Source organism: Moraxella tetraodonis, assembly GCF_022359095.1.
GTDB classification, from domain to species: domain Bacteria; phylum Pseudomonadota; class Gammaproteobacteria; order Pseudomonadales; family Moraxellaceae; genus Faucicola; species Faucicola tetraodonis.
In genome coordinates, this window is the sequence record NZ_JACSYB010000001.1 from 723,634 (window position 1) to 743,815 (window position 20,182).

Annotated in this window: 16 protein-coding genes; all 16 read left to right on the forward strand. The window is 36.8% G+C overall.

Annotated elements, in window-relative coordinates:
* Positions 1 to 61 precede the first annotated feature (61 nt).
* Positions 62 to 964 (forward strand): recombination directionality factor, encoded by a 903-nt coding sequence (locus H9W84_RS03250; protein WP_239741619.1) that lies wholly within the window; start codon positions 62 to 64, stop codon positions 962 to 964.
* Between the two features lie 80 nt (positions 965 to 1,044).
* A complete protein-coding gene (locus H9W84_RS03255; protein WP_239741620.1) occupies positions 1,045 to 1,293 on the forward strand; it encodes a helix-turn-helix transcriptional regulator in 249 nt (82 codons plus the stop codon).
* 130 nt (positions 1,294 to 1,423) lie between these two features.
* Positions 1,424 to 2,692, forward strand: coding sequence for a type I restriction endonuclease (locus tag H9W84_RS12100; RefSeq protein ID WP_275579712.1), 1,269 nt, complete (start codon positions 1,424 to 1,426; stop codon positions 2,690 to 2,692).
* Complete coding sequence (locus tag H9W84_RS12105; protein WP_275579713.1) at positions 2,670 to 4,502, forward strand: type I restriction enzyme subunit R domain-containing protein; 1,833 nt, start codon at positions 2,670 to 2,672, stop codon at positions 4,500 to 4,502. Before H9W84_RS12100 ends, H9W84_RS12105 begins: the two co-directional genes overlap by 23 nt.
* A gap of 18 nt (positions 4,503 to 4,520) precedes the next feature.
* Positions 4,521 to 5,774 (forward strand): restriction endonuclease subunit S, encoded by a 1,254-nt coding sequence (locus H9W84_RS03265; RefSeq protein ID WP_239741621.1) that lies wholly within the window; start codon positions 4,521 to 4,523, stop codon positions 5,772 to 5,774.
* Positions 5,775 to 5,794: 20 nt separating this feature from the next.
* Positions 5,795 to 6,085: a nucleotidyltransferase family protein gene (locus H9W84_RS03270; RefSeq protein ID WP_239741622.1), complete on the forward strand. Its 291-nt coding sequence runs from the start codon at positions 5,795 to 5,797 to the stop codon at positions 6,083 to 6,085.
* A 14-nt stretch (positions 6,086 to 6,099) separates the two neighbouring features.
* Entirely contained in the window at positions 6,100 to 6,444 is a 345-nt protein-coding gene (locus H9W84_RS03275; RefSeq protein WP_065252302.1) for a HepT-like ribonuclease domain-containing protein, read from the forward strand.
* Positions 6,445 to 6,452: 8 nt separating this feature from the next.
* Entirely contained in the window at positions 6,453 to 8,084 is a 1,632-nt protein-coding gene (locus H9W84_RS03280; protein WP_239741623.1) for an HsdM family class I SAM-dependent methyltransferase, read from the forward strand.
* 65 nt (positions 8,085 to 8,149) lie between these two features.
* On the forward strand, positions 8,150 to 9,931 hold the full coding sequence (locus H9W84_RS03285; protein ID WP_239741624.1) for a GmrSD restriction endonuclease domain-containing protein: 1,782 nt from the start codon (positions 8,150 to 8,152) through the stop codon (positions 9,929 to 9,931).
* Between the two features lie 824 nt (positions 9,932 to 10,755).
* Positions 10,756 to 11,403, forward strand: a complete 648-nt coding sequence (locus tag H9W84_RS03290) for a hypothetical protein (RefSeq protein ID WP_239741625.1) — start codon at positions 10,756 to 10,758, stop codon at positions 11,401 to 11,403.
* 31 nt (positions 11,404 to 11,434) lie between these two features.
* Positions 11,435 to 13,111: a dynamin family protein gene (locus H9W84_RS03295; RefSeq protein WP_239741626.1), complete on the forward strand. Its 1,677-nt coding sequence runs from the start codon at positions 11,435 to 11,437 to the stop codon at positions 13,109 to 13,111.
* Positions 13,112 to 13,137: 26 nt separating this feature from the next.
* Positions 13,138 to 14,622 (forward strand): dynamin family protein, encoded by a 1,485-nt coding sequence (locus tag H9W84_RS03300; RefSeq protein ID WP_239741629.1) that lies wholly within the window; start codon positions 13,138 to 13,140, stop codon positions 14,620 to 14,622.
* A 26-nt stretch (positions 14,623 to 14,648) separates the two neighbouring features.
* Positions 14,649 to 16,259: a hypothetical protein gene (locus tag H9W84_RS03305; RefSeq protein WP_239741630.1), complete on the forward strand. Its 1,611-nt coding sequence runs from the start codon at positions 14,649 to 14,651 to the stop codon at positions 16,257 to 16,259.
* A gap of 2 nt (positions 16,260 to 16,261) precedes the next feature.
* Complete coding sequence (locus H9W84_RS03310) at positions 16,262 to 17,119, forward strand: MAGE domain-containing protein (RefSeq protein WP_239741632.1); 858 nt, start codon at positions 16,262 to 16,264, stop codon at positions 17,117 to 17,119.
* Positions 17,120 to 17,131: 12 nt separating this feature from the next.
* Entirely contained in the window at positions 17,132 to 17,983 is an 852-nt protein-coding gene (locus H9W84_RS03315; RefSeq protein ID WP_239741634.1) for a hypothetical protein, read from the forward strand.
* Between the two features lie 33 nt (positions 17,984 to 18,016).
* Positions 18,017 to 20,131 carry a dynamin family protein gene (locus H9W84_RS03320; protein ID WP_239741636.1) on the forward strand — a complete coding sequence of 705 codons (2,115 nt, stop codon included), beginning with the start codon at positions 18,017 to 18,019 and terminating at the stop codon, positions 20,129 to 20,131.
* The last annotated feature ends 51 nt before the right edge of the window (positions 20,132 to 20,182 follow it).

Consider the following 20,182-nt stretch of genomic DNA (forward strand, 5'->3'; position numbering starts at 1 on the left):
AGCATGGGCTTTTTATTTGTCTTAAAAAATTTAGTCAATCAACTATGAAAGGAGCAATACCATGATTAAAGGGTTAACCATCACACCGCCTATTTTAGGCAGAATTACCATTGGTAAAGTTGTAGAAAAAAATGGTAAGCGTTTACCTGAAAAGGATGACCAATTCACTATCACAAGCCAAGTGCAAGGCAAAGACGGTTGGATAAAGCATCCCATCGATGACAAGCTACGTCAGAACATCGCCAGTGGCAAACTTCGTCAAATCCCTGTACGCATGCTATTTAACACCCCTGAGTTAAACCTTCGAGCGGAATATACGCTGTTTGACCGACAAACAGGCAGACCTATCTGTGTGGGTAATGGTGAGCTGTGCCAACGACGTACCCAAAACGGCGTTGAGCAATTGCCTTGCCCGAGTCCAGAGCTGTGCCCAATCGGGCAAAACGGTAACTGTAAGGTATTTGGACGTTTATACGCCAACTTAGATGATGTCGATGAGTTAGGCTCATTTATCTTTCGTACCACGGGCTACAATTCAATCAGAACACTGATGGCGCGGCTCAGCTACTTTAATGCCGTGTCAGGTGGCTTACTGTCAAACTTACCGCTACAGCTAACCATTCGTGGCAAAAGTACGACGCAAAGTTATCGCACGCCCATTTATTACGTGGATTTGACCTTACAGGATAATGTGAGCTTAAAGGATGCGGTGGAAAATGCTCAGGCGATTCATGCACAGCAACTACAGTCAGGCTTTAATCAGCAGGCGTTAGAGGAAGTGGCTAAGCTAGGCTACGCCAATTCAGCGTTTGAAGTCGATAGCGATGAAGGGTTAGCAATTGTGGAGGAGTTTTACAATGCCGATGTGGATAATGATGGGATTCTCCAAACAACTGATTCATCCAATGGGCAATGGCATTCGATTGAAGAGGGGCTTCGGCAGAGTGTGCGAAAGGTGAGCTGATATGAGATGACGTAAAAAAATATGAGACAGCGAATTGATATGAAAGGAATTTCCCTTTCGTATCATTGCAGGAACGAATCATGGAAACAATTAATCTTAATCAGCCAACCTTAGCAACAATCGTGATGCCACAACTTATCTCAATTCAAGATGTTATTAAATGCACAGGTCTCAGCCGAGCAACAATCTATCGAATGATTGATGAAAAGTCTGATCACTACGACCCAACTTTCCCAAAAAAGGTACAGCTTTCTCAAGTGCGGGTCGCGTGGGTGGCTAGTGAAGTAGCGGAATGGATTCATCAAAAAATTGCTAGTCGGTCTGCATGACTGAGAGCATAAATAAAGCCATGTTTTAATGGCTTTATTTTTTTATTTGGTTTAATTGCACAAATTTTGTATAGTAGTTCGATTCCCAAAATAAATTTGCAAAACCATTTTATTGAATAAGAATAGAACAATGAACCGTCAAACCGAAGATACTCGTGTAAAAATCCCCACTATCCTACATCTCATGCGACTAGGTTATGAGTATCTTTCGATTAAGGAATACAAGGACGATTTTGATGGGGAATGTAACATTTTAGTCCCCATTTTTGTTAAATCACTTAAACGAATTAACCCAAGCCTAAAAGACGATGATATTAATCGCTTGCTCACCGATATCAAGCTTGAGCTAAAAAATAATGATTTAGGGCAAGTTTTTTTTGAGCGACTGCAAAACCAGTCTGGCACTAAGCTCATTGATTTTACTAACTTCAATAATAATAGCTTTCATGTCGTCACAGAGCTACCCTGTATCACTCAAACCGCAGGGGGTGATGAGGAGTTTCGACCAGACATTACCTTACTGGTTAATGGTATGCCACTGGTGTTTATTGAAGTGAAAAAACCCAATAACCGAGACGGTGTCATAGCGGAGCGTAAACGTATCAATACGCGATTTGCCAATCCAAATTTTAGAGGCTTTGTAAATATCACCCAGTTAATGATTTTTTCTAATAACATGGAGTATGACATTGCCGACCCAGAGCCAATCACAGGGGCATTCTATGCCACCACGTCATACAGCGAAGTTAAATTCAATTATTTTCGTGAAGAGCAACCGCAAAATACCGCCACGTTGTTAAAAGATATTAGCGAAGAAGAAGAAAAGTTTGTTTTAAAAGATACCAACAACCCGTCAATTTATACCAGCCCAGAGTTTCAAAGCAACAAACATCCAGACCGCCCGACTAATCGTATTTGTACGTCTCTACTTAGTCGGGAGCGGTTAGCCTTTATGCTCCGTTATGCATTGGTGTATGTCAAAAAAGACCGCGGAACCATTCAAAAACACGTCATGCGATACCCGCAGATGTTTGCTACGTTTGCTATCAAACATACGCTTGATAACGGTATCAAAAAGGGTGTGGTTTGGCATACACAAGGGAGCGGCAAAACTGCTTTAACGTTTTACAATGTGCAGTTTTTAACCGATTACTTTGCCAAACGTGGGGTGATTCCCAAGTTTTATTTTATTGTCGATAGGCTCGACTTGTTGCAACAAGCCGACCGTGAATTCAAAGCTCGTGGTTTGATTGTGCATTTGATTAGTTCTCGTGAAGCCTTTAGCAAGGATATCAAATCCACCCAAGCGCTGCATAACCATTCAGGCAAGCCTGAAATTACTGTGGTCAATATCCATAAGTTTAAAGATGACCCCCATGTCATCTCGACCAGACTATAATGTGAATATCCAACGGGTTTATTTTTTGGATGAAGTCCACCGTAGTTATGACCCGAAAGGCTCATTCCTTGCCAACCTTGAAGAATCCGACCGACAGGCAATCAAAATTGGTTTGACAGGTACACCGTTAATTGGCAGTTTTAGCAAAAAAGACGATACCGCTGAACAAAAAAATAAACAGCACAAAACCACTGAGACCTTTGGCAATTATATTCATAAATACTATTATAACGCTTCGATTGCAGACGGCTATACACTTCGCCTGATGCGTGAAGCAATTGAGTCAAATTATCAAATCCAACTAAACGAAATCCTAAAAAAACTCAAAGTGGAAAAGGGTAGTATTGACCGAAAAGCAATTTACAGTGACAAAAAATTTGTCGAACCCATGCTTGACTATATCATCAATGACTTTGAGACCAGTCGTGGCACAATGCAAGATGATACGATTGGGGCAATGGTGATTTGTGACAGCTCGGAGCAAGCCAAGCTGATGCATCAGCTATTTGTCGAAAAGTACCAAACTGAGCCAAGGCGATTTATCCCCCGTCATGCCACATCATCTGCCCTTATCCTGCACGATATCGGCACAAAAGAGGAGCGTAAAGACTGGGTTGAAGACTTTAAAGCTGGTAAAATAGACATTCTATTTGTGTACAATATGCTACTCACTGGCTTTGATGCCCCAAGGCTTAAAAAGCTGTATCTTGGTCGCTTGATTAAAGCCCACAATCTATTGCAAGCTTTAACGCGAGTCAATCGCCCATACAAAGATTTCCGTTTTGGCTATGTGGTCGATTTTGCCGATATTAGCAAAGAGTTTGATAAAACCAATAAAGCCTATTTTGATGAGTTACAAGGTGAGCTAGGCGACGATATTGAAGGCTATTCTCAGTTATTTAAGACCAGCGAAGAAATCAATCAAGACATTACCATCATCAAAAATGCGTTATTTCAGTATTCGACCGAGAATGCTGAACAGTTTAGCGATGAAATTAGCCAAATCAATGATAAGGCAATTATCCTTGAGTTAAATAAAGCATTAAGTCTTGCGCGTGAGTTGTATAACGTGGCACGTTTCCAAGGTGATTATGACGTGTTAAAGCGTCTGGATTTTGAAAAGCTTAATTTGTTGTATCGCTACACCAATGACCGTCTTGCCATGCTAAACCTGCAAGAGTCTTTGCAACAAGGCGACACGACCAATTTACTTAATCAAGCCCTTGAAGACATTGTGTTTCAGTTTAAAAAGGTGAGCGAAGCGGAGCTAAAACTTGCCGATGATTTGAAGGATAGTTTGCGTAAAACTCGAGAAGGGCTACTCAGTAATTTTGATAAAGACGACCCAGAGTTTATCGCGTTACGTGAAGAGCTTGAGCGGATTTTTAAGAAAAAGAATTTGGGCGAAGTGTCACAAGTAGAAATGCGAGAGAATATGGCGTTGCTTGATAGGATTTATGTCAAGGTCAAAGAGCTAAATCGCAAGAATGAATTGATACGCAATAAGTATCAAGGCGATGCGAAGTTTGCACGGATTCATAAACGCTTGATGGCTAAGTCTGAGATGAGTAGAGAGCAAGCAAAAATTCATGAAGCGTTAACTGGGGTGAAAGCGGATGCGGATGAAAAGGTGTTGAATTTGTCGCAGATTTTGGAGAATGTGAGTTTCTTTGAAAATCAGATGATGCCGTCGGTGATTAAACGGTTTAAGATGGAACAGAAATTGCCGTTGGATGTGCAAACGATTAAATCAATCAATCAAATGATTTTAAAAGAGTATTTGGAAGAGACTAAAGTCGAATTTAATTAAAGGTTAAGGTATTTATTTGTGATATTGAATCAATCCGAATTTAATCAGAATTGGAATTTGAAAAGTTTATCAGAGCTTGGAACTTTTAGCAGAGGGAAATCAAAACATAGACCTAGAAATGACCCAAAACTATTTGAAAATGGGACTTACCCATTTATTCAGACTGGGGATATTAAAGATGCAAATTTATTTATTGAGCAACATTCTGAATGTTACAGCGAATTAGGTCTTCAGCAAAGTAAAATTTGGGAAGCTAATACTCTTTGCATTACCATAGCTGCTAACATTGCTGAGACAGCACTACTAAGATATCCAATGTGTTTTCCAGATAGTGTTGTAGGTTTCCGAGCCTATGAGAATGAATCATCTGAACTATTCATGCACTACGTTTTTACATTTATTAAGCGAGCCATTCAGTCAGCAGCAAGCGGTAGCATTCAAGATAATATCAATATAGATTTTTTAACAAACTTAAAATTCAAAGTCCCTGATAAGCCAAACCAAGATAAAATTGCATCCGTTTTATCAACGCTTGATGAAAAAATCGCTTTAAACAATGAAACCAACGCTACGTTAGAGCAAATGGCAAAAATGCTATACGATTATTGGTTTGTGCAATTTGACTTCCCCGACGACAACGGCAAGCCCTACAAATCATCTGGCGGTGAAATGGTCTATAACGAAACCCTTAAACGAGACATTCCGAAAGGGTGGGAAGTTAAATCATTATGGCAAATCGCAAATTATTTCAATGGATTAGCCTTGCAGAAGTATAGACCTACTGATGAAGAGTATTTGCCAGTTATCAAAATACGTGAGATGAATGAAGGCATTTCGAGCAATACTGAAAAAGCAAGTCCAGATATTCCCCAAAATGCCATTATCGATGATGGAGATATTTTATTTTCATGGTCAGCTAGTTTAGATGTGATGATTTGGAATCAAGGTAAAGGAGCTTTGAATCAACATATTTTTAAGGTAACGTCTGAACAATATCCAAAAAGTTTTTATTATTTTGAGCTATTAAACTATCTTAAACATTTTAAAATGATGGCAGAGTTGCGTAAAACAACTATGGGACATATTACCCAAGATCATTTAAAACAAGCTTATATTTGTATACCTAAAATTGAATTGCTCGAAGTAATGGAAAATAAATTGAAACCAATTTTTGATAAAAATTTGATTTTGCATAAAGAAAATCGTCAACTTGCTAAACTCCGAGACTGGCTATTACCCATGCTGATGAACGGACAAGTCACCGTACAATAAAACCCATAAAGGGGCTACCTATGAAACCATCCCAAAAAATACAACAACACCAACAAACTATCAAAGACCTAGCCCAACAATTCGGTATAAAAAACTTACGCGTATTTGGCTCAATCGCAAAAGGACAGGACAACGAAAACAGCGACCTAGACCTACTTGTCGAAGCTAGCCCAACCACCACACTCTTTGACATTTGCGGACTACAAATTGAACTTGAAGAACTGCTCAATCTCAAGGTCGATGTCGTCACCGACAACAGCCTACCGCCAAAATTTAAAGAAGAAGTCATGCAATATGCCATTCCATTGTAACTAGGTAATCAGCAATGTATGAAAGAACCCCAGATTACCTAAATAAAATGATTGAGCTATGCCAAGATATCGCCTTGTTTATCGAAGGCATACCTCACGATGAATTTATGAGCGACAAACGCACCCAAAATGCCGTTGCCATGAGTTTGATTGCCTTGGGTGAAATAGCCAACACTATCTACCAAAAAGACCCAGAGTTCATCGAGAATAACGCACAAATCCCATGGAAATATATGCGTGGTATGCGTAACATCATCGCCCACGGCTATTTTGAGCTTGATTTTAATATCATCTATCAAACTGCCGAACGCTCAATCCCAGAACTTTTGACACAGCTAAAAGACATTACTAAACAGTAAGAGTGACCATGACCCCAGATTACAAAGCCCAAACCCTAGCCATGATTGACAGCCTAAAAACCATCTGTGCCAACTATGGACTAGGCAATGACGGCAACGAATTTAAAATCATCAGCCAAGTATTCTTATACAAATACCTAAACGACAAATACGCCTACACCGTCAAACAACTCGACGAGCGCCTAGCCAATAACCCACAATGGGAAAAAGCCCTAGCTGACATGAGCGAAAATGAGCGAGAAATGCTCAACATGATGGTCGTGGACACCGCCAAGCTTGAGCCACATCATCTCATCAACTACTTATATGCCCGACAAAATGATGATGACTTCGCCAAACTGTTTGACGATACCTTAATCGACATCGCAGTTAAAAATGCCGACATCTACTCTGTTCAAACCAATAGCGGAGCAAAGGTTGTTCTATTTGACCGACTAAGCCAATTTATCACCGATGAAGGCAAGCGTGACGACTTCTGCCGAGCCATTATCAACAAACTAGGCGACTTTAGCTTTGAGCGTATCTTTGATCAGAAATTTGATTTTTATGCCCAAATTTTTGAATACCTTATCAAAGACTACAACAGCAACGCAGGCGGTAAATATGCCGAATATTACACGCCACACGCTGTGGCTCGTATCATGGCAAATATCCTAGTACCAACAAGCGAACGTGGCACTGTCAAAAACGTCTCTGTGTATGACCCATCCGCAGGCTCTGGCACGCTACTCATGAATGTCGCTCATGCCATTGGTGAGGATAAATGTATGATTTACACGCAGGATATCTCGCAAAAATCATCGAACCTTCTACGCCTAAACCTAATCTTAAATAACCTAGTCCACTCAATCCCCAATGTCATTCAAGGCAATACCGTTGAATCACCGTTTCATCTTGAGAAATCAGGCAATCTAAAACAATTTGACTATATTGTGTCAAATCCACCGTTCAAACTCGACTTTAGCGACTTCCGAAACAATCTCGACACCAAAGAAAACAAAGAGCGTTTTTTTGCAGGGATACCGACCATTCCCAAAGCTAAAAAAGAAAGCATGGCGATTTATCAGCTATTTTTACAGCATATCATCACCAGTCTAAAAGATAAGGGTAAAGCGGCAGTAGTATTGCCCACAGGCTTTATCACCGCCCAAAGTGGCATAGATAGAAAAATCCGCGAACATTTAGTCGATAATAAAATGCTCGCTGGTGTCGTCTCTATGCCGTCAAATATTTTTGCTACTACAGGTACAAACGTTTCGATACTATTCATTGACAAGGATAACAAAGGCGACGTGGTGCTTATCGATGCGTCTAATCTTGGCAAAAAAATCAAAGAGGGCAAAAGCCAAAAAACGGTTTTGAGTGATGATGAAGAAGCCCAAATTTGCCATACCTTTACCGCCAAGCAAGCGGTTGAGGATTTTAGCGTTGTGGTCAGCTATGATGACATTAAAGCCAAAAACTACTCTTTAAGTGCAGGGCAATATTTTGATGTAAAAATTGATTATGTCGATATCACGGCGGATGAGTTTAATGCCAAGATGACCGAATTTAGCGACACGCTCAATACTCTGTTCAAACAGTCGCATGAGTTGGAGGGGAGAATAGGGGAACAATTGAAGGGGTTAAATTTTAACTAATTTCTATACTTTTACAAAATTTATCTAATGTCAGATTAACAAAAAAATGGATTGGGAGTACTTGAATGAACTATACAGATAGAATAAAGCCTGTGGATAAAGGATTAGTCACATATTTAGAGGAACTAAAAAGTTGTAATTATCAAATCCCTACCTTTCAACGAGATGTAGTTTGGCAACAAGAGAACGTAAAAAAATTATGGGATAGTATTTACAAATTTTATCCTTTGGGTAGCATCTTAGTCTGGAAAACTGATGTCCAATTAAGTAATCATCGTCAAATTGGTGGACATGTTATTGAGAATAAAGACTTTCACAGAGCCGAGTATCAATATTTATTAGATGGACAACAACGCACTACATCTCTACTAACCTCCTTATATGGTGGGAAAATCGAAGGAAGAGATGATTTTGACCCTGCACTTTATGTTGATTTAACAATTACTAATGATGAAGATACAGACGATGAAAGCTACAAAAGAAGATTTTTGTATTGGACTGAAATCGATGACAAGGATGGAAAATATCTGCGAAATACATCTCAAATGCGTAAATTTAAAGAAGGACTGATTGTAAAATTATCTGACATCAAAAATAACTTTGAAAAAGTACAAGAAGCTATCGTTAATCACCCTGACGTAGCTCAACAATATAATCATAATTATTGGGTTGAACTTAGAAAGCTACAACAAGTGTTGTTAAACTATCGAGTTTCATTCATCGAATTGAAAGGAATTAAAGTTTCTGAAGTCTGCCAAATTTTTGAGCGAATCAATCAAGCGGGTAAACCGTTAGAAATTTTTGATATTGTAGTTGCTAAGACTTTTAGACCGCAGTCTGAAAATGATAATGGATTTTATCTTAGAGAATTGATTGATAATTTCAAGGCTAAAAGTAAAAGCCGCTTTATGGATATTGACTATTTTGATTATTTACAAATTATTGCCATTATTATTCGTGAAAATATTCAAGATTCAGGGATAAGAAATATTACACCCACATATCTTAATAATATTAAATCAGAGCAAATTGAAACTGTTTGGACTGACACGCAACATGCAATTTTGAAGACATTTGATTTTTTTGAAAACACACTAAATATTAAAAGTCCAAGCTTAATCCCATACCGATATTTTTATCTGACTATTGTTGTTTATTTCTATCAAAATAAAAATCCAAACTATAGTTTACTAAAAAAATACTTTTGGTATATGTCGTTTCACAACGAAGATTTACTAAGTAATACAAGTAATATCAACGAACACATAGCCTTACTAAATGCAGAAAAGGTTAATGGTGAAATTAATTTTGGTCGATTCTTAATAGATAAAGACAAGCTAAGACAAGCATCTTATAGTTCAAAAGGTAGACTATCAAGAGCGATTCTATCGCTTTACTCTTACAAACTTCCGAAAGATTGGAAGTTTATAGATAGAAATGTCAACGTTGACAATATCTTCATATCAACAGATAAGCCTAATCTCCATCACATTTTTCCAATTAATTATATTGGTAAAAATAAAGGAGAAAATAAACTTGATGAAAATAGCTTAATGAACATTGCTTATTTAACTCAAATCACAAATTTAGAAATAAGTGACAAAAATCCATTGCTTTACATGCAAGATTACATTTCAGAAGATGGATTTCAAAATGTTATGGCATCTCACTTATTGCCCGATAATCTTTTGAAATGGGTTGAACTGGAAGATATGCCTAACACCGCATTGGATGAGTTTATTGAAGAAAGAGTGAATGTAATTTTGAATGAGCTAGAAAATCAGCTTGAAGGTATTGTATTTGACGTTATCGATACTAAAAATACTGATAGTAAAGCTATAGACTAACAACTTTAATTACAGGTTATATATAAATTTAATGGTTTACACAAATAGGCTGCTTAATAATTAAGCAGCCTATCTAATAAATAAATTTGAGTAATTTCAAATAGTTTGATCATTATGTAGTAAGTTTTTTATAAGTTCCAAATTATTAAAAGTCAGAGATATTCGTGATGACCGTGAGAGCTTTTATTGCAACTGCCACTTGTAGCAGATGGAGACTTGTGTCCACAAAACTTACAGACGAAGTTTCCACTATGGTTGCCAATGTAAATATGTTTTTTTAATGGACTGCTATTGCAATTACCTGCTGTAGCAGAAGGTGATTGATGACCACAATATTGGCATCTATATCCAGTATTAGATTCATTTATATAAATATGCGTTTTCGAAGGACTGTTGCTACAGTTTCCACTTGTTGCTGAAGGAGATTTGTGCCCACAACATGAACATATATAACTCATTATTTAATTCCTTTTAAAAATACTTTATACCTAAACTACTTTATTTCCATAACACGCTAAAATAAATTTTAGTATAAGCCTAAGAGAAGTCAAGGAGATCTTAGATTATATAAATAAAAATTTGGCGAGCACTTGAGCACGAGCTTCTAAAAATTTTTGTCGTAGAGAAATCTGTAACAAATTTGGTGGATCTTCTGATTTAACCATTCAATTTAAAAAATATAATATTTCTTACTGTAATTATCACAGATGCTGCGTCAATATAAGACTGAAGATTGCATTCGCCTATGTTCAAAAAAATAAATATTTGATACGCTGTTTACAAGCTAGAAACAAATTCGTAGTATTACAAGTTAGGCAATAACAATGAATAACTCTTCAGCAAATATTATAAAACGTCAATTGCTCATTATCCAATTTTTACTAGAGAGTAATTTTGTATCAGCCGTTGATATTCAAGAATTTTTAGCAAGTAAAGGATTTGATACTCAGCTTCGTACAATTCAAAGGGACATGGTCACCCTAGAAGAAATTTTACCATTAGATTGTCGCAAGGATGATAAACCATATAGTTGGCGGTGGAAACGTCTAACACAAACCCATAACCATCAAATGACTATATCACAGGCACTTGCACTAAGACTGGTAGAAACCGAATTACAAGATGTATTACCAACCGATATGTACGCTAGATTAAACCCTTTATTTGTTAAAGCTAAATATATTCATGGTTTATCCGCTTTGGACAGCAATAATAATAACTTGGAAGATAACAAAACTAGCAAACTGCCACTTCATCAACCAAATGGCATTATTCCATCTACTCCATCAACAATACTTATTTTTAAACTTCGCAGCATATTAACTAAAGCTAAGGCTAAAAGTACAAAAACACATGAAAAAACAATGGTAATTGAAAAAAGTGAACAGGTGGAAATCAATAACTTAATAAAAATTTTACAGCAAAAAGACTTGCAAATTTTGGCAGAAATGTTGAAGGAAGAGTCGCACTAGTTATAAATCACATTTATTTGAGGTAATAGAGATGTTTAAGAATCAAACTATTTTGCAAAATAATTGGCAACAGTTAAACCAAGTATTTGACAACTATCAAGCCAAAGAGCAGCTACCGCCTTATCAATCACAAGTTGACAGTTTTATTATGCGCGTACCACTGGTGGGGCTATTTAGTGCAGGTAAATCTACACTGTTAAATAAACTGCTTAATGACAATTTGTTATCAGTTGAGATTACTCCAGAAACAGCAATGGCTACTGAACTGTACTATACCGAGAGTGATGAGAAATTTTACGGACATAAGTCAAATGGGGAAGTAATTGAGTTAAGCCGCAGTGATGTGTTTGAACAAAATTTTCAGAAGTTACTTGACCATAGTAATGAAGGGTCTCACAGTTGGGTATCAGCTTATCTTAATGCCCCAGTATTAAAAAAATTCCCACATATTAGCCTTGTGGATTTACCTGGATTAGAGTCTAATCTTGCTAGTCATAGCCAGATGATTGATAATTATATTCAAAAAAGTTTGGCGTATGCCATAGTGGTTTCTATTGAAGATGGTGAATTAAAATCGTCCACCCAACAATTTTTAAAAGAGTTAAAACTTAACCAAACACCTGTAATCTTAATTGTCACTAAAAGTGATACCAAAACGCCTTCAGATGCACAAGCCATATTAGCAAAAATCGAAGCTTCAATTACTAATGTATTGGGTGAGAGACCGCTCAAAACTGTGTTAGTTTCTCGAAAAAGTAAGAATTATGATGAATTGGTAGATGCGTTAACTGCTATCGAAAGTAAAGCAGAAAACCGTTTTGACCAAGTCGTCGTTTTACCAATTGTACAGCGAATGGATTTTCTAAGCCAAAATCTTGATAAGCTCATCAATACTGATGACACCAATATAGAACAATTACAGGCAGAAAAAGAATTATTAGAATCAGAAATTACTGCCTTTAAACAAAAAGTTGCCAAAGATACTGAGCGTTTAGAGAGTAAAGTACAGGGTATAGTCAATCAAGTTTCAGGCATGGTGGAAAGTAACTTAACATCACAGCTAGAAACGCTTGCTAGTTGCGTACTTAGTCAACAGGACATTAGTCCATTGATTGAAAGCACTGTGAGAATGACTGTAACTGAGGGAATGCAAAACGAATTAGTGCCCGTTATTCAAGATTATATCAAAAATGTCAATGCTGAAATGCCTGATAGCCTTAAAGTAGATACACCAAGTATCAGTGTTGATAAATTCGAAGATGACGGTTGGAATTTTACCGATATTGTAACCACACTTGCGCCAGTTTTAGCCTTGCTAAAAATCCATCCCATTATTGCGGTTGTTTCGACTATTGTCCTACCTGTTATTGCAAAGCTGGCTGATATGTTTCGCTCAAACAGTAAACGTGATGCAGAACGAGAAGCCCAACGCGAATCGGCTCGTCAAGCAGTTCTCAATCAAGTAATTCCAAAAGTAAAAATTGATGTGGGTCAAGCCCTAAATACCATTGTACGAGATAACATTAATAAAGCAAAATCAACAATGGAAAGTTTAATGGATGAGCGAGCTAAACAGGTACAGGTTCAGCTTGACCAAAAACAGCAAGATATTCAACAAAGTCTAGCGGAGCAGGAAAGACGTAAACAAGTCTATCAAGCTGACCAATCCTATCTTAAGAAATTAACAGCACAATTAACGGCACACTAGTTATATAAATTCAAGGAAATCTCAACATGCTAGAAACTATAGATTATCAGTCACGCTATGAGTTTATCTGTCGTGCAATTGCCAAGGATAACGATAGTCAAACTATCTCTACGACGCTCAATGATAGCTTAAATCAATTAAGTAAGTATTTGTCTAAAGATTTAGCAGAGCTAGCAAGACGTGGTTCACCAGATAATTTTGCTGATATCTATGCTGAATTACAAACTGAGATGGTACGTTTTCGGGAGTTTTGTGAGTTCCCTGATTTGGCACAAAAAGTAGTAATCGGTATTGGCGGGAAGTTTAGCGCTGGTAAATCGACGCTTATCAATACGTTATTGGGGAAAAAACAACTTGTTACCGAAATTGACCCAACTACGTCATTGCCAACCTATCTACTACTAGGAAATGAAGCAAAAGTAACTGCGTTAAACTTATTTAATAAGAAAGTCGAATTATCGATGGAAGAGTTCCAGACACTCACCCATGATGAAAAGAAAAAATATGGCAGTCAAATCGGTAGTTTATTTACATCATCATTTATCAGTGACCCAGAATTCAATTGGCAAAATATTGCTATCTTAGATACACCCGGTTATACCAAACCTGAAGATGCGGATTATAGCGAGCGTACTGATGAAAAAGTGGCGCGTTCTCAATTGAATGCAGCACAGTTTATCATTTGGTTGGTATCGGCAGAAGACGGTACGATTAAAGAAGATGATTTGCAATTTTTGGCTAGTTTAAATGCAGATATCCCAAGACTGGTATTAATCAATAAATCCGACACCAAAACGCCTGACGATGTCGTCAATATTGTCGCTTTGGTTAAAAAGACCTTAGCGGATAGAAACTTGCCAGCGGTAGATGTAATTCCTGTGTCACGCAAAAAACGCGACTATCCAATTGAGCCAGTTTTGACTTGGTTTGATAAATGGAATGAAGCACCCAAAGAAGTGACATTTGCCAAAAATTTTAAACGTAAATTCCGTATTTACGAGCAGTTCTTGGACAGCGAAGAGCGCAAAGCTCATATGCAGCTTAACCGTCTGAATCGTATTCTAACCTTATCAAAAGATGAAGATATTTCTGCAAATGCAAAAGAATTGCAGAATGATGTTAAATCTCAATTGGAATACTTCACCGCTATTAAGAATGATTTGACAGCATTGCAGCAGTTATTTTTTGACAAGTTACGTCAAGTTGGTGAGCAAGTGGGTATTGCTATTCCGACGTTGTCAGCGATTGAAGACTTTGATTTTTCTGGCGTGAATCTCCTTGATTTATTGGTAGAAGTGCGAGAAAGTCAAGGTAAACAGTTGATTGATTATACACACATCTTACGAGAGCTGACCAAACCTGCGGTTGCTAAAAATGTCGATTTATTACTAAGACGTACTAGTCATAATTATTTTGAGATTATTCATGAATTAACTGGAGCGGCAGATTCACAAACTTTGGACAAGTTGCTACGTCAAGATAGTAATACCAAGTTTTTTATGAATCTTTAATAAGCGATAGATATGAAGGGAAAACAATGAATACCACTACCAACCAACCCAGTAGTATTTTAAATCGCTTGATGAGCGATATGGACGAAATGCAAATTAAACGCCATCCATTACAACCACATGGCATAGTAAATCTGCAAGATGATGAAAAACGCTTATATGCAACGTTTTTGGTGACGTTACTAATTGACCAACCCATCAGCACAGCTCAATCACGATTATTGATAATGCTGTTAGACAGTATGAATTTGTCAATTCAGTTGCCCAACTTGTACGCTGGTATAGCAGAGATTAATAAAACACAATTACAGTCATTTTTGAAATTAGCCGATGATAAAGGATTTAAATCAGCTTTTTTGATGGATGCGTTGGTGCTATGTCGTTTGGATAAGTCATTGACGGAGAATCAAGCCAAGAGCTTGGCAGAATTTGTGAACTTATTATCGATTGATGAAGTCATGCTTACGGACGTGGTGCATTTATCCAATAAGGTATTAAGTTATCAAGAAAATACTAACAATGCGGTAGGAGAAGCGCTTAAAGACAATACATCTTTAACAATTGATTTTGATTATAATTTGCTCAAGCATTGGCACGATTTTACTTATCGTGTCGTGTCAGTCGAAGCTTTAAAAGCAGGAATTGACGGCAATAGTTGGCTAGTTGTTGATACACTTGAAATTAATTGCGATTGTCATATTAAAAATGCTTACTTTGCTTTTATACAGAATGGTTCTATTAAAGCAACTGGCAATAGTTTTGTTTTATCTAACTGTATTGTGTATGGTGCAAATCTAGAACTACGCCAAAATAAAGCCTTATTTGAGGGGAATGATTTACTTAGATTTAATGCTCAAATACACTCTAATGATGAAATTTTATTTAAAGAAAATAATTTAATCGATTTTAGTTGTAACGTTACTTACACAAATAATATCTACTTTAATGACTCAAAACTTTTCAATGCTACTCTACAAATAGCTAGCCAAAAACAAGCAGTTTTTGTAAATTCTACTTTTGAAAATGATAGTTATCAAAAAAATAATGTATGTCTACTATTTAATAATAGAAGCGATTTTATAAAGTTCGATAATTGTAATTTCTTTACACCTAACCGTATAGCTTTAATGTTTAAGGGTGAAACTCCATTTTTAGAGATTTTTGATTGCCATTTTGAAAATTGTGGGAATGATTATTCAGATAATTTTAACTCTGCTATTGTATTCACTGAGCTAAGTGAGTTTTTAATTAAAAATACTATATTTAAAAATAATCTATCTAAAAAAGGTAAGGATATTTATATAGCTGTAACGGGTTATAAAGGTAAAAAGTCTATTGAAAAATGTCAGTTTATTCAATCTATCAAACCCACATCTTCATGGGAAGAATTTGGTAAAAATGAAAACTCTATATATTTTTCAAAAGTTAATGATAGTAGGGATTTGAAATTTAAAGATAATATTTTTATTAATAGTGGCATATGTATTATGCATTTGGATAGATGGATTCCTCAAGAAATTTTCTCAAATTGTATTTTTAAATACAGTCCTATATACACTAAAACTCAAATATCTGCTGAGGCATTTTGTAATTGCAACTTTGAAAATAGCAGTAATCCCAACATAATCAAGGATTAAACATGGCTAAATCAATTCACCCACCCAAAAATCTAGTCACCACCTTAAAAAATAAAATAGCGAATGTCAAACCCTTACTTGACCCTTTGCCTGCCAGCTATTTAACAAATAAGCTAGACGACCATAACAAAAACATCTATGCCACTTTGCTCAGTGCAGTAATACTGAGTAAAGGCTCAATCACCGATAACGAAAGCCGTATGTTAACGATGCTATTGCAACGGCTTAACATTGAAGGCGATATCAGTCGCTATTTTAGTCAAATTGATAACCTTAGCGAACAGCAGATTTTAGAATTTGCTAAAACGCTGGATAACGATGAGAAACGATTAAGTTTTATTTTTGATTGTCTATTGGCTTCACGCTGTCATAATCCACTCACGAAAGAGCAGATTGAAGTTATTAACGAAATCTGTAACTGGTGGAAAATTTCAGACCATGAAATTCATTTAATGGTTTTTTGGGTAAGTGAAGTCTTGGGGATTACAAACAACTTATCTGGAGATAGAGATGAGATTATTGATTCGCCAGTAGCTAGCTATACTGAATTTCCAGAACAGCCATTAAGTAATATTAAATTTAAGGTCAGTATTGGAGATTTTTGCTTAAAAAATACTAAATTAGCGACTGGGGTTAAACAACCAAAGCATAAAACAGGTATTAGTCTAGGTCAAGTAATGATTCAAAGGCGTGAATATGAGCTTGAAGATAAGAATCAAGAAATTAAACTTTCTCAAACAGGTTTAATTACAGACTATGGCGTAATCAATAAAAAATATATTTACTATTATTTAATTCCTTTACCAGATTATTTATCGGTTTGGCAAGATTATTTTATCAAGTTGCAAAAAGAATCATAAAAAAGGATGTGTATGAATACCAACCATTCAGCGAACAACAATCTTGCTCGTATCTTAAACGAAGTACGAGTAAAAACCAATCCACTACCAACAAGCTTTATCGCTGATAAAGTGGATAATCATATCAAGACCACTTACGCCACGCTAATGGCTTCAATCTTGCTACACAATCCTGTCGGAGATACTGAAAGCCGGCTGTACGCCATGCAATTGACCGCATTAGGGCTAGACGATGATATCAGCAAATATTTTAACTTGGTGCAAGGGCTAAATACCGAGCAAGTTTTAGAGTGTTGCCAAGCGTTAAATACAGCAGAGAAACAACTGACATTTTTATTCGATGTTCTGATGTTGTGTCGTGCAGGGTCACCACTTAATGAGCAACAGATTTATCTTGTCAATGAATTTGTAAGTATTTGGGATTTACCAGAAAAATATATCGCATCATTAACTTTTTGGGTCAAAATCATACTAGGAATTAATATTGATTATTACAATCTACCGTCTAATTTAGAAATAATCAAAATAAAAGGGGATGATTCAAAAACTTTTTATAATTTTGAGCGACTAGTGGAAAATAATAAATTTGTTATAAGTAAATCAACAAAAATAGCTAGCTATAGAGTTGTTGGAAATAGTAATCCAAATACTAAACCAAGTGGCGTTTGGGGGTCAATTTCAATTCATGGTAGTAAGAATATTTCAAATAACCAGTATAATGAAATAGTGCTTTCAAATTGTACTGGCATACTATTTGATGTTCAAGTTATCAACGGAAATTATGAATACTATATTATTGTTCTACCTAGTTATTTAGAAAAATGGACTGATTTAATTGACTCATTGACAATTCATAACCACTAACTGTAACAAACTTAAAAATTAAAGAGCATCAAAATGACTAGCCCAGCCCAAATTCACCTAACCAAACTAGACCAACTCATTAACAACCTTGAGCCTTGGCAAGATAAATTTACCATCGAAATTGACCAACTCAAACACATCAAAAATCTGTACAGTGATAAGCTTGAACGTTTTTCTAAGGAAGAACAAACGCTCAATATCGCCATTATGGGACAAGTGAAAGCAGGTAAAAGTAGCTTTCTGAATGCGTTACTATTTGATGGAAAACCTATTCTACCCGAAGCTGCCACCCCAAAAACTGCTAATCTAACGCGTATTAGCTATGATACAACGCATCGACTAGAAGTCGAATTTTACAACCAGTCAGATTGGCAACGTATCACTGACCTTGCCAATAGCGACGGTCAGCACCAAGAAGCTAAGGTCGCTCGAGAGCAAGTTGACATGGTACGCCAAGCAGGTATTGACCCTATTGCTACGATTGAACAAGGCATCTATACCAAACAAGCTGAAACCACTGATGAAATCATGCAGATTCTAAATGATTATGCAGGGAACGATGGCAAATATACAGGTTTAGTGAAGATGATACGCCTTTTTCTTCCTATGCCAGAACTGCAAGGCTTTAATGTCATTGACACCCCAGGTATGAATGACCCAGTTCTGAGCCGTACCCAGCGTACTAAAGAAGAAATGGCAAATAGTGACGTGGTATTTTTCCTGTCTCGTGCTAGTAACTTCTTAGATGCTTCAGACATTGACCTTCTGGGTCAACAACTGCCAGAAGCAGGTATCAAACGTCTAGTACTTGTTGCAGGACAATATGATTCAGCAATTGAGCAAGACGGTTATAACCGGGACAGTTTAGAAGCTACCGAAAAGAATCTAAAAAAACGTATCGGTGAAAGAGCAAATACCGATTTATCTAAACTTGCTAAACAAAAGGAACTTGCAGGACAGCAACAAGTTGGTGCATTACTACGTAGTATGACTGAACCTGTATTTTCAAGCACTTATGCCTACGGTTTTGCTAACTGGGATGAACACAAATGGAATCCTAGTATGAAACATACCTACACTCAACTTACTGAGATGGCAGAGGATGAGTGGGGGTCTTATGAGTTTACTCAAGCAGATTGGCAACGTATTGCAGGATTTGATCCACTTATTCAATCCTATGAAAATGCTAAAGCTGACAAAATCAATATTATTGAAGAGCAAAAACAAGGGTTATTGCCTGAAGCTCAAACTAATTTAAAAAATTGGTTGAACAGTTTTTCCGAACAGGTTCATCAACGTATCATTACTCTTGAGAAAGGCGATATGGCTGAGCTTGAAAAACGTCAAAAGCAGTATCAAGTTCGCATTAATAACGTGGCTAGTCGACTTGAAGATGTAATTGAACAAGCCATACAAAACGCTAGTGACCGTCAACGTGAGATTAGCCGTGACCTTAAAAAAGGCATTCAAGAAAATAGTCAGTTAAAAACTCGCACAGGTACAGAAACTCACGAAGAGTCTTATACTGTCAGTACTTCTAAGTGGTATAAACCGTGGACATGGGGTAGTACAGAGACGCGTTATCGTACAATCAGCGTGAACTATGAGTATGTATCACCTGCTGATGCAGTAGACCAAGTGACAAACTTTGCATATCAATGTGTTAGTGACATTGAATACCACTTTTCACAAATGGTTAATCCCAATGATATCAAAGCTAAACTGCGTAAGTCATTGCTTGATGTACTTGATACACAAAGTAGTGATTTTGACCCGACACAGTTCCGCACAATTCTCAACCAAAGTATTAGCCGGATTGAGATACCGCAATTAAAATTTGATATCGGTGATGCAGGCAGCCAAATTAGCCGTAATTTTACAGGCGAAGTAAGGGCAGATAGTGACAGAGCTAAATTGCAATCTCAACTAAGAGATGCGTTACATCAAGTATTTAATACCCTAAATACTGAATTTACCCATGCAGTGAGCCAACTGAGTGAATCGCTAAACAAAATTAAGGCGAATCTTGAAGTTACCTTAACTGACAACATTCAGAACGAGCTGTCCCAGTTAAAACAAGACATGGCAAATAAACAACAGTCACTTAAAGATTACCAACAGCTTGAACACATTATTCAAGAGGCTTAAAATTGATATTGGATTCAAAACAGCCTTGAAAGTATGAGTGCTGTTTTAACG

Excerpts from the sequence above, each read along its gene's own strand:
- H9W84_RS03250 (WP_239741619.1), top strand. The coding sequence starts at position 62 with ATGATTAAAGGGTTAACCATCACACCGCCTATTTTAGGCAGAATTACC.
- H9W84_RS03255 (WP_239741620.1), top strand. The coding sequence starts at position 1,045 with ATGGAAACAATTAATCTTAATCAGCCAACCTTAGCAACAATCGTGATG.
- H9W84_RS12100 (WP_275579712.1), top strand. The coding sequence starts at position 1,424 with ATGAACCGTCAAACCGAAGATACTCGTGTAAAAATCCCCACTATCCTA.
- H9W84_RS12105 (WP_275579713.1), top strand. The coding sequence starts at position 2,670 with ATGTCATCTCGACCAGACTATAATGTGAATATCCAACGGGTTTATTTT.
- H9W84_RS03270 (WP_239741622.1), top strand. The coding sequence starts at position 5,795 with ATGAAACCATCCCAAAAAATACAACAACACCAACAAACTATCAAAGAC.
- H9W84_RS03275 (WP_065252302.1), top strand. The coding sequence starts at position 6,100 with ATGTATGAAAGAACCCCAGATTACCTAAATAAAATGATTGAGCTATGC.
- H9W84_RS03280 (WP_239741623.1), top strand. The coding sequence starts at position 6,453 with ATGACCCCAGATTACAAAGCCCAAACCCTAGCCATGATTGACAGCCTA.
- H9W84_RS03285 (WP_239741624.1), top strand. The coding sequence starts at position 8,150 with ATGAACTATACAGATAGAATAAAGCCTGTGGATAAAGGATTAGTCACA.
- H9W84_RS03290 (WP_239741625.1), top strand. The coding sequence starts at position 10,756 with ATGAATAACTCTTCAGCAAATATTATAAAACGTCAATTGCTCATTATC.
- H9W84_RS03295 (WP_239741626.1), top strand. The coding sequence starts at position 11,435 with ATGTTTAAGAATCAAACTATTTTGCAAAATAATTGGCAACAGTTAAAC.
- H9W84_RS03300 (WP_239741629.1), top strand. The coding sequence starts at position 13,138 with ATGCTAGAAACTATAGATTATCAGTCACGCTATGAGTTTATCTGTCGT.
- H9W84_RS03305 (WP_239741630.1), top strand. The coding sequence starts at position 14,649 with ATGAATACCACTACCAACCAACCCAGTAGTATTTTAAATCGCTTGATG.
- H9W84_RS03310 (WP_239741632.1), top strand. The coding sequence starts at position 16,262 with ATGGCTAAATCAATTCACCCACCCAAAAATCTAGTCACCACCTTAAAA.
- H9W84_RS03315 (WP_239741634.1), top strand. The coding sequence starts at position 17,132 with ATGAATACCAACCATTCAGCGAACAACAATCTTGCTCGTATCTTAAAC.
- H9W84_RS03320 (WP_239741636.1), top strand. The coding sequence starts at position 18,017 with ATGACTAGCCCAGCCCAAATTCACCTAACCAAACTAGACCAACTCATT.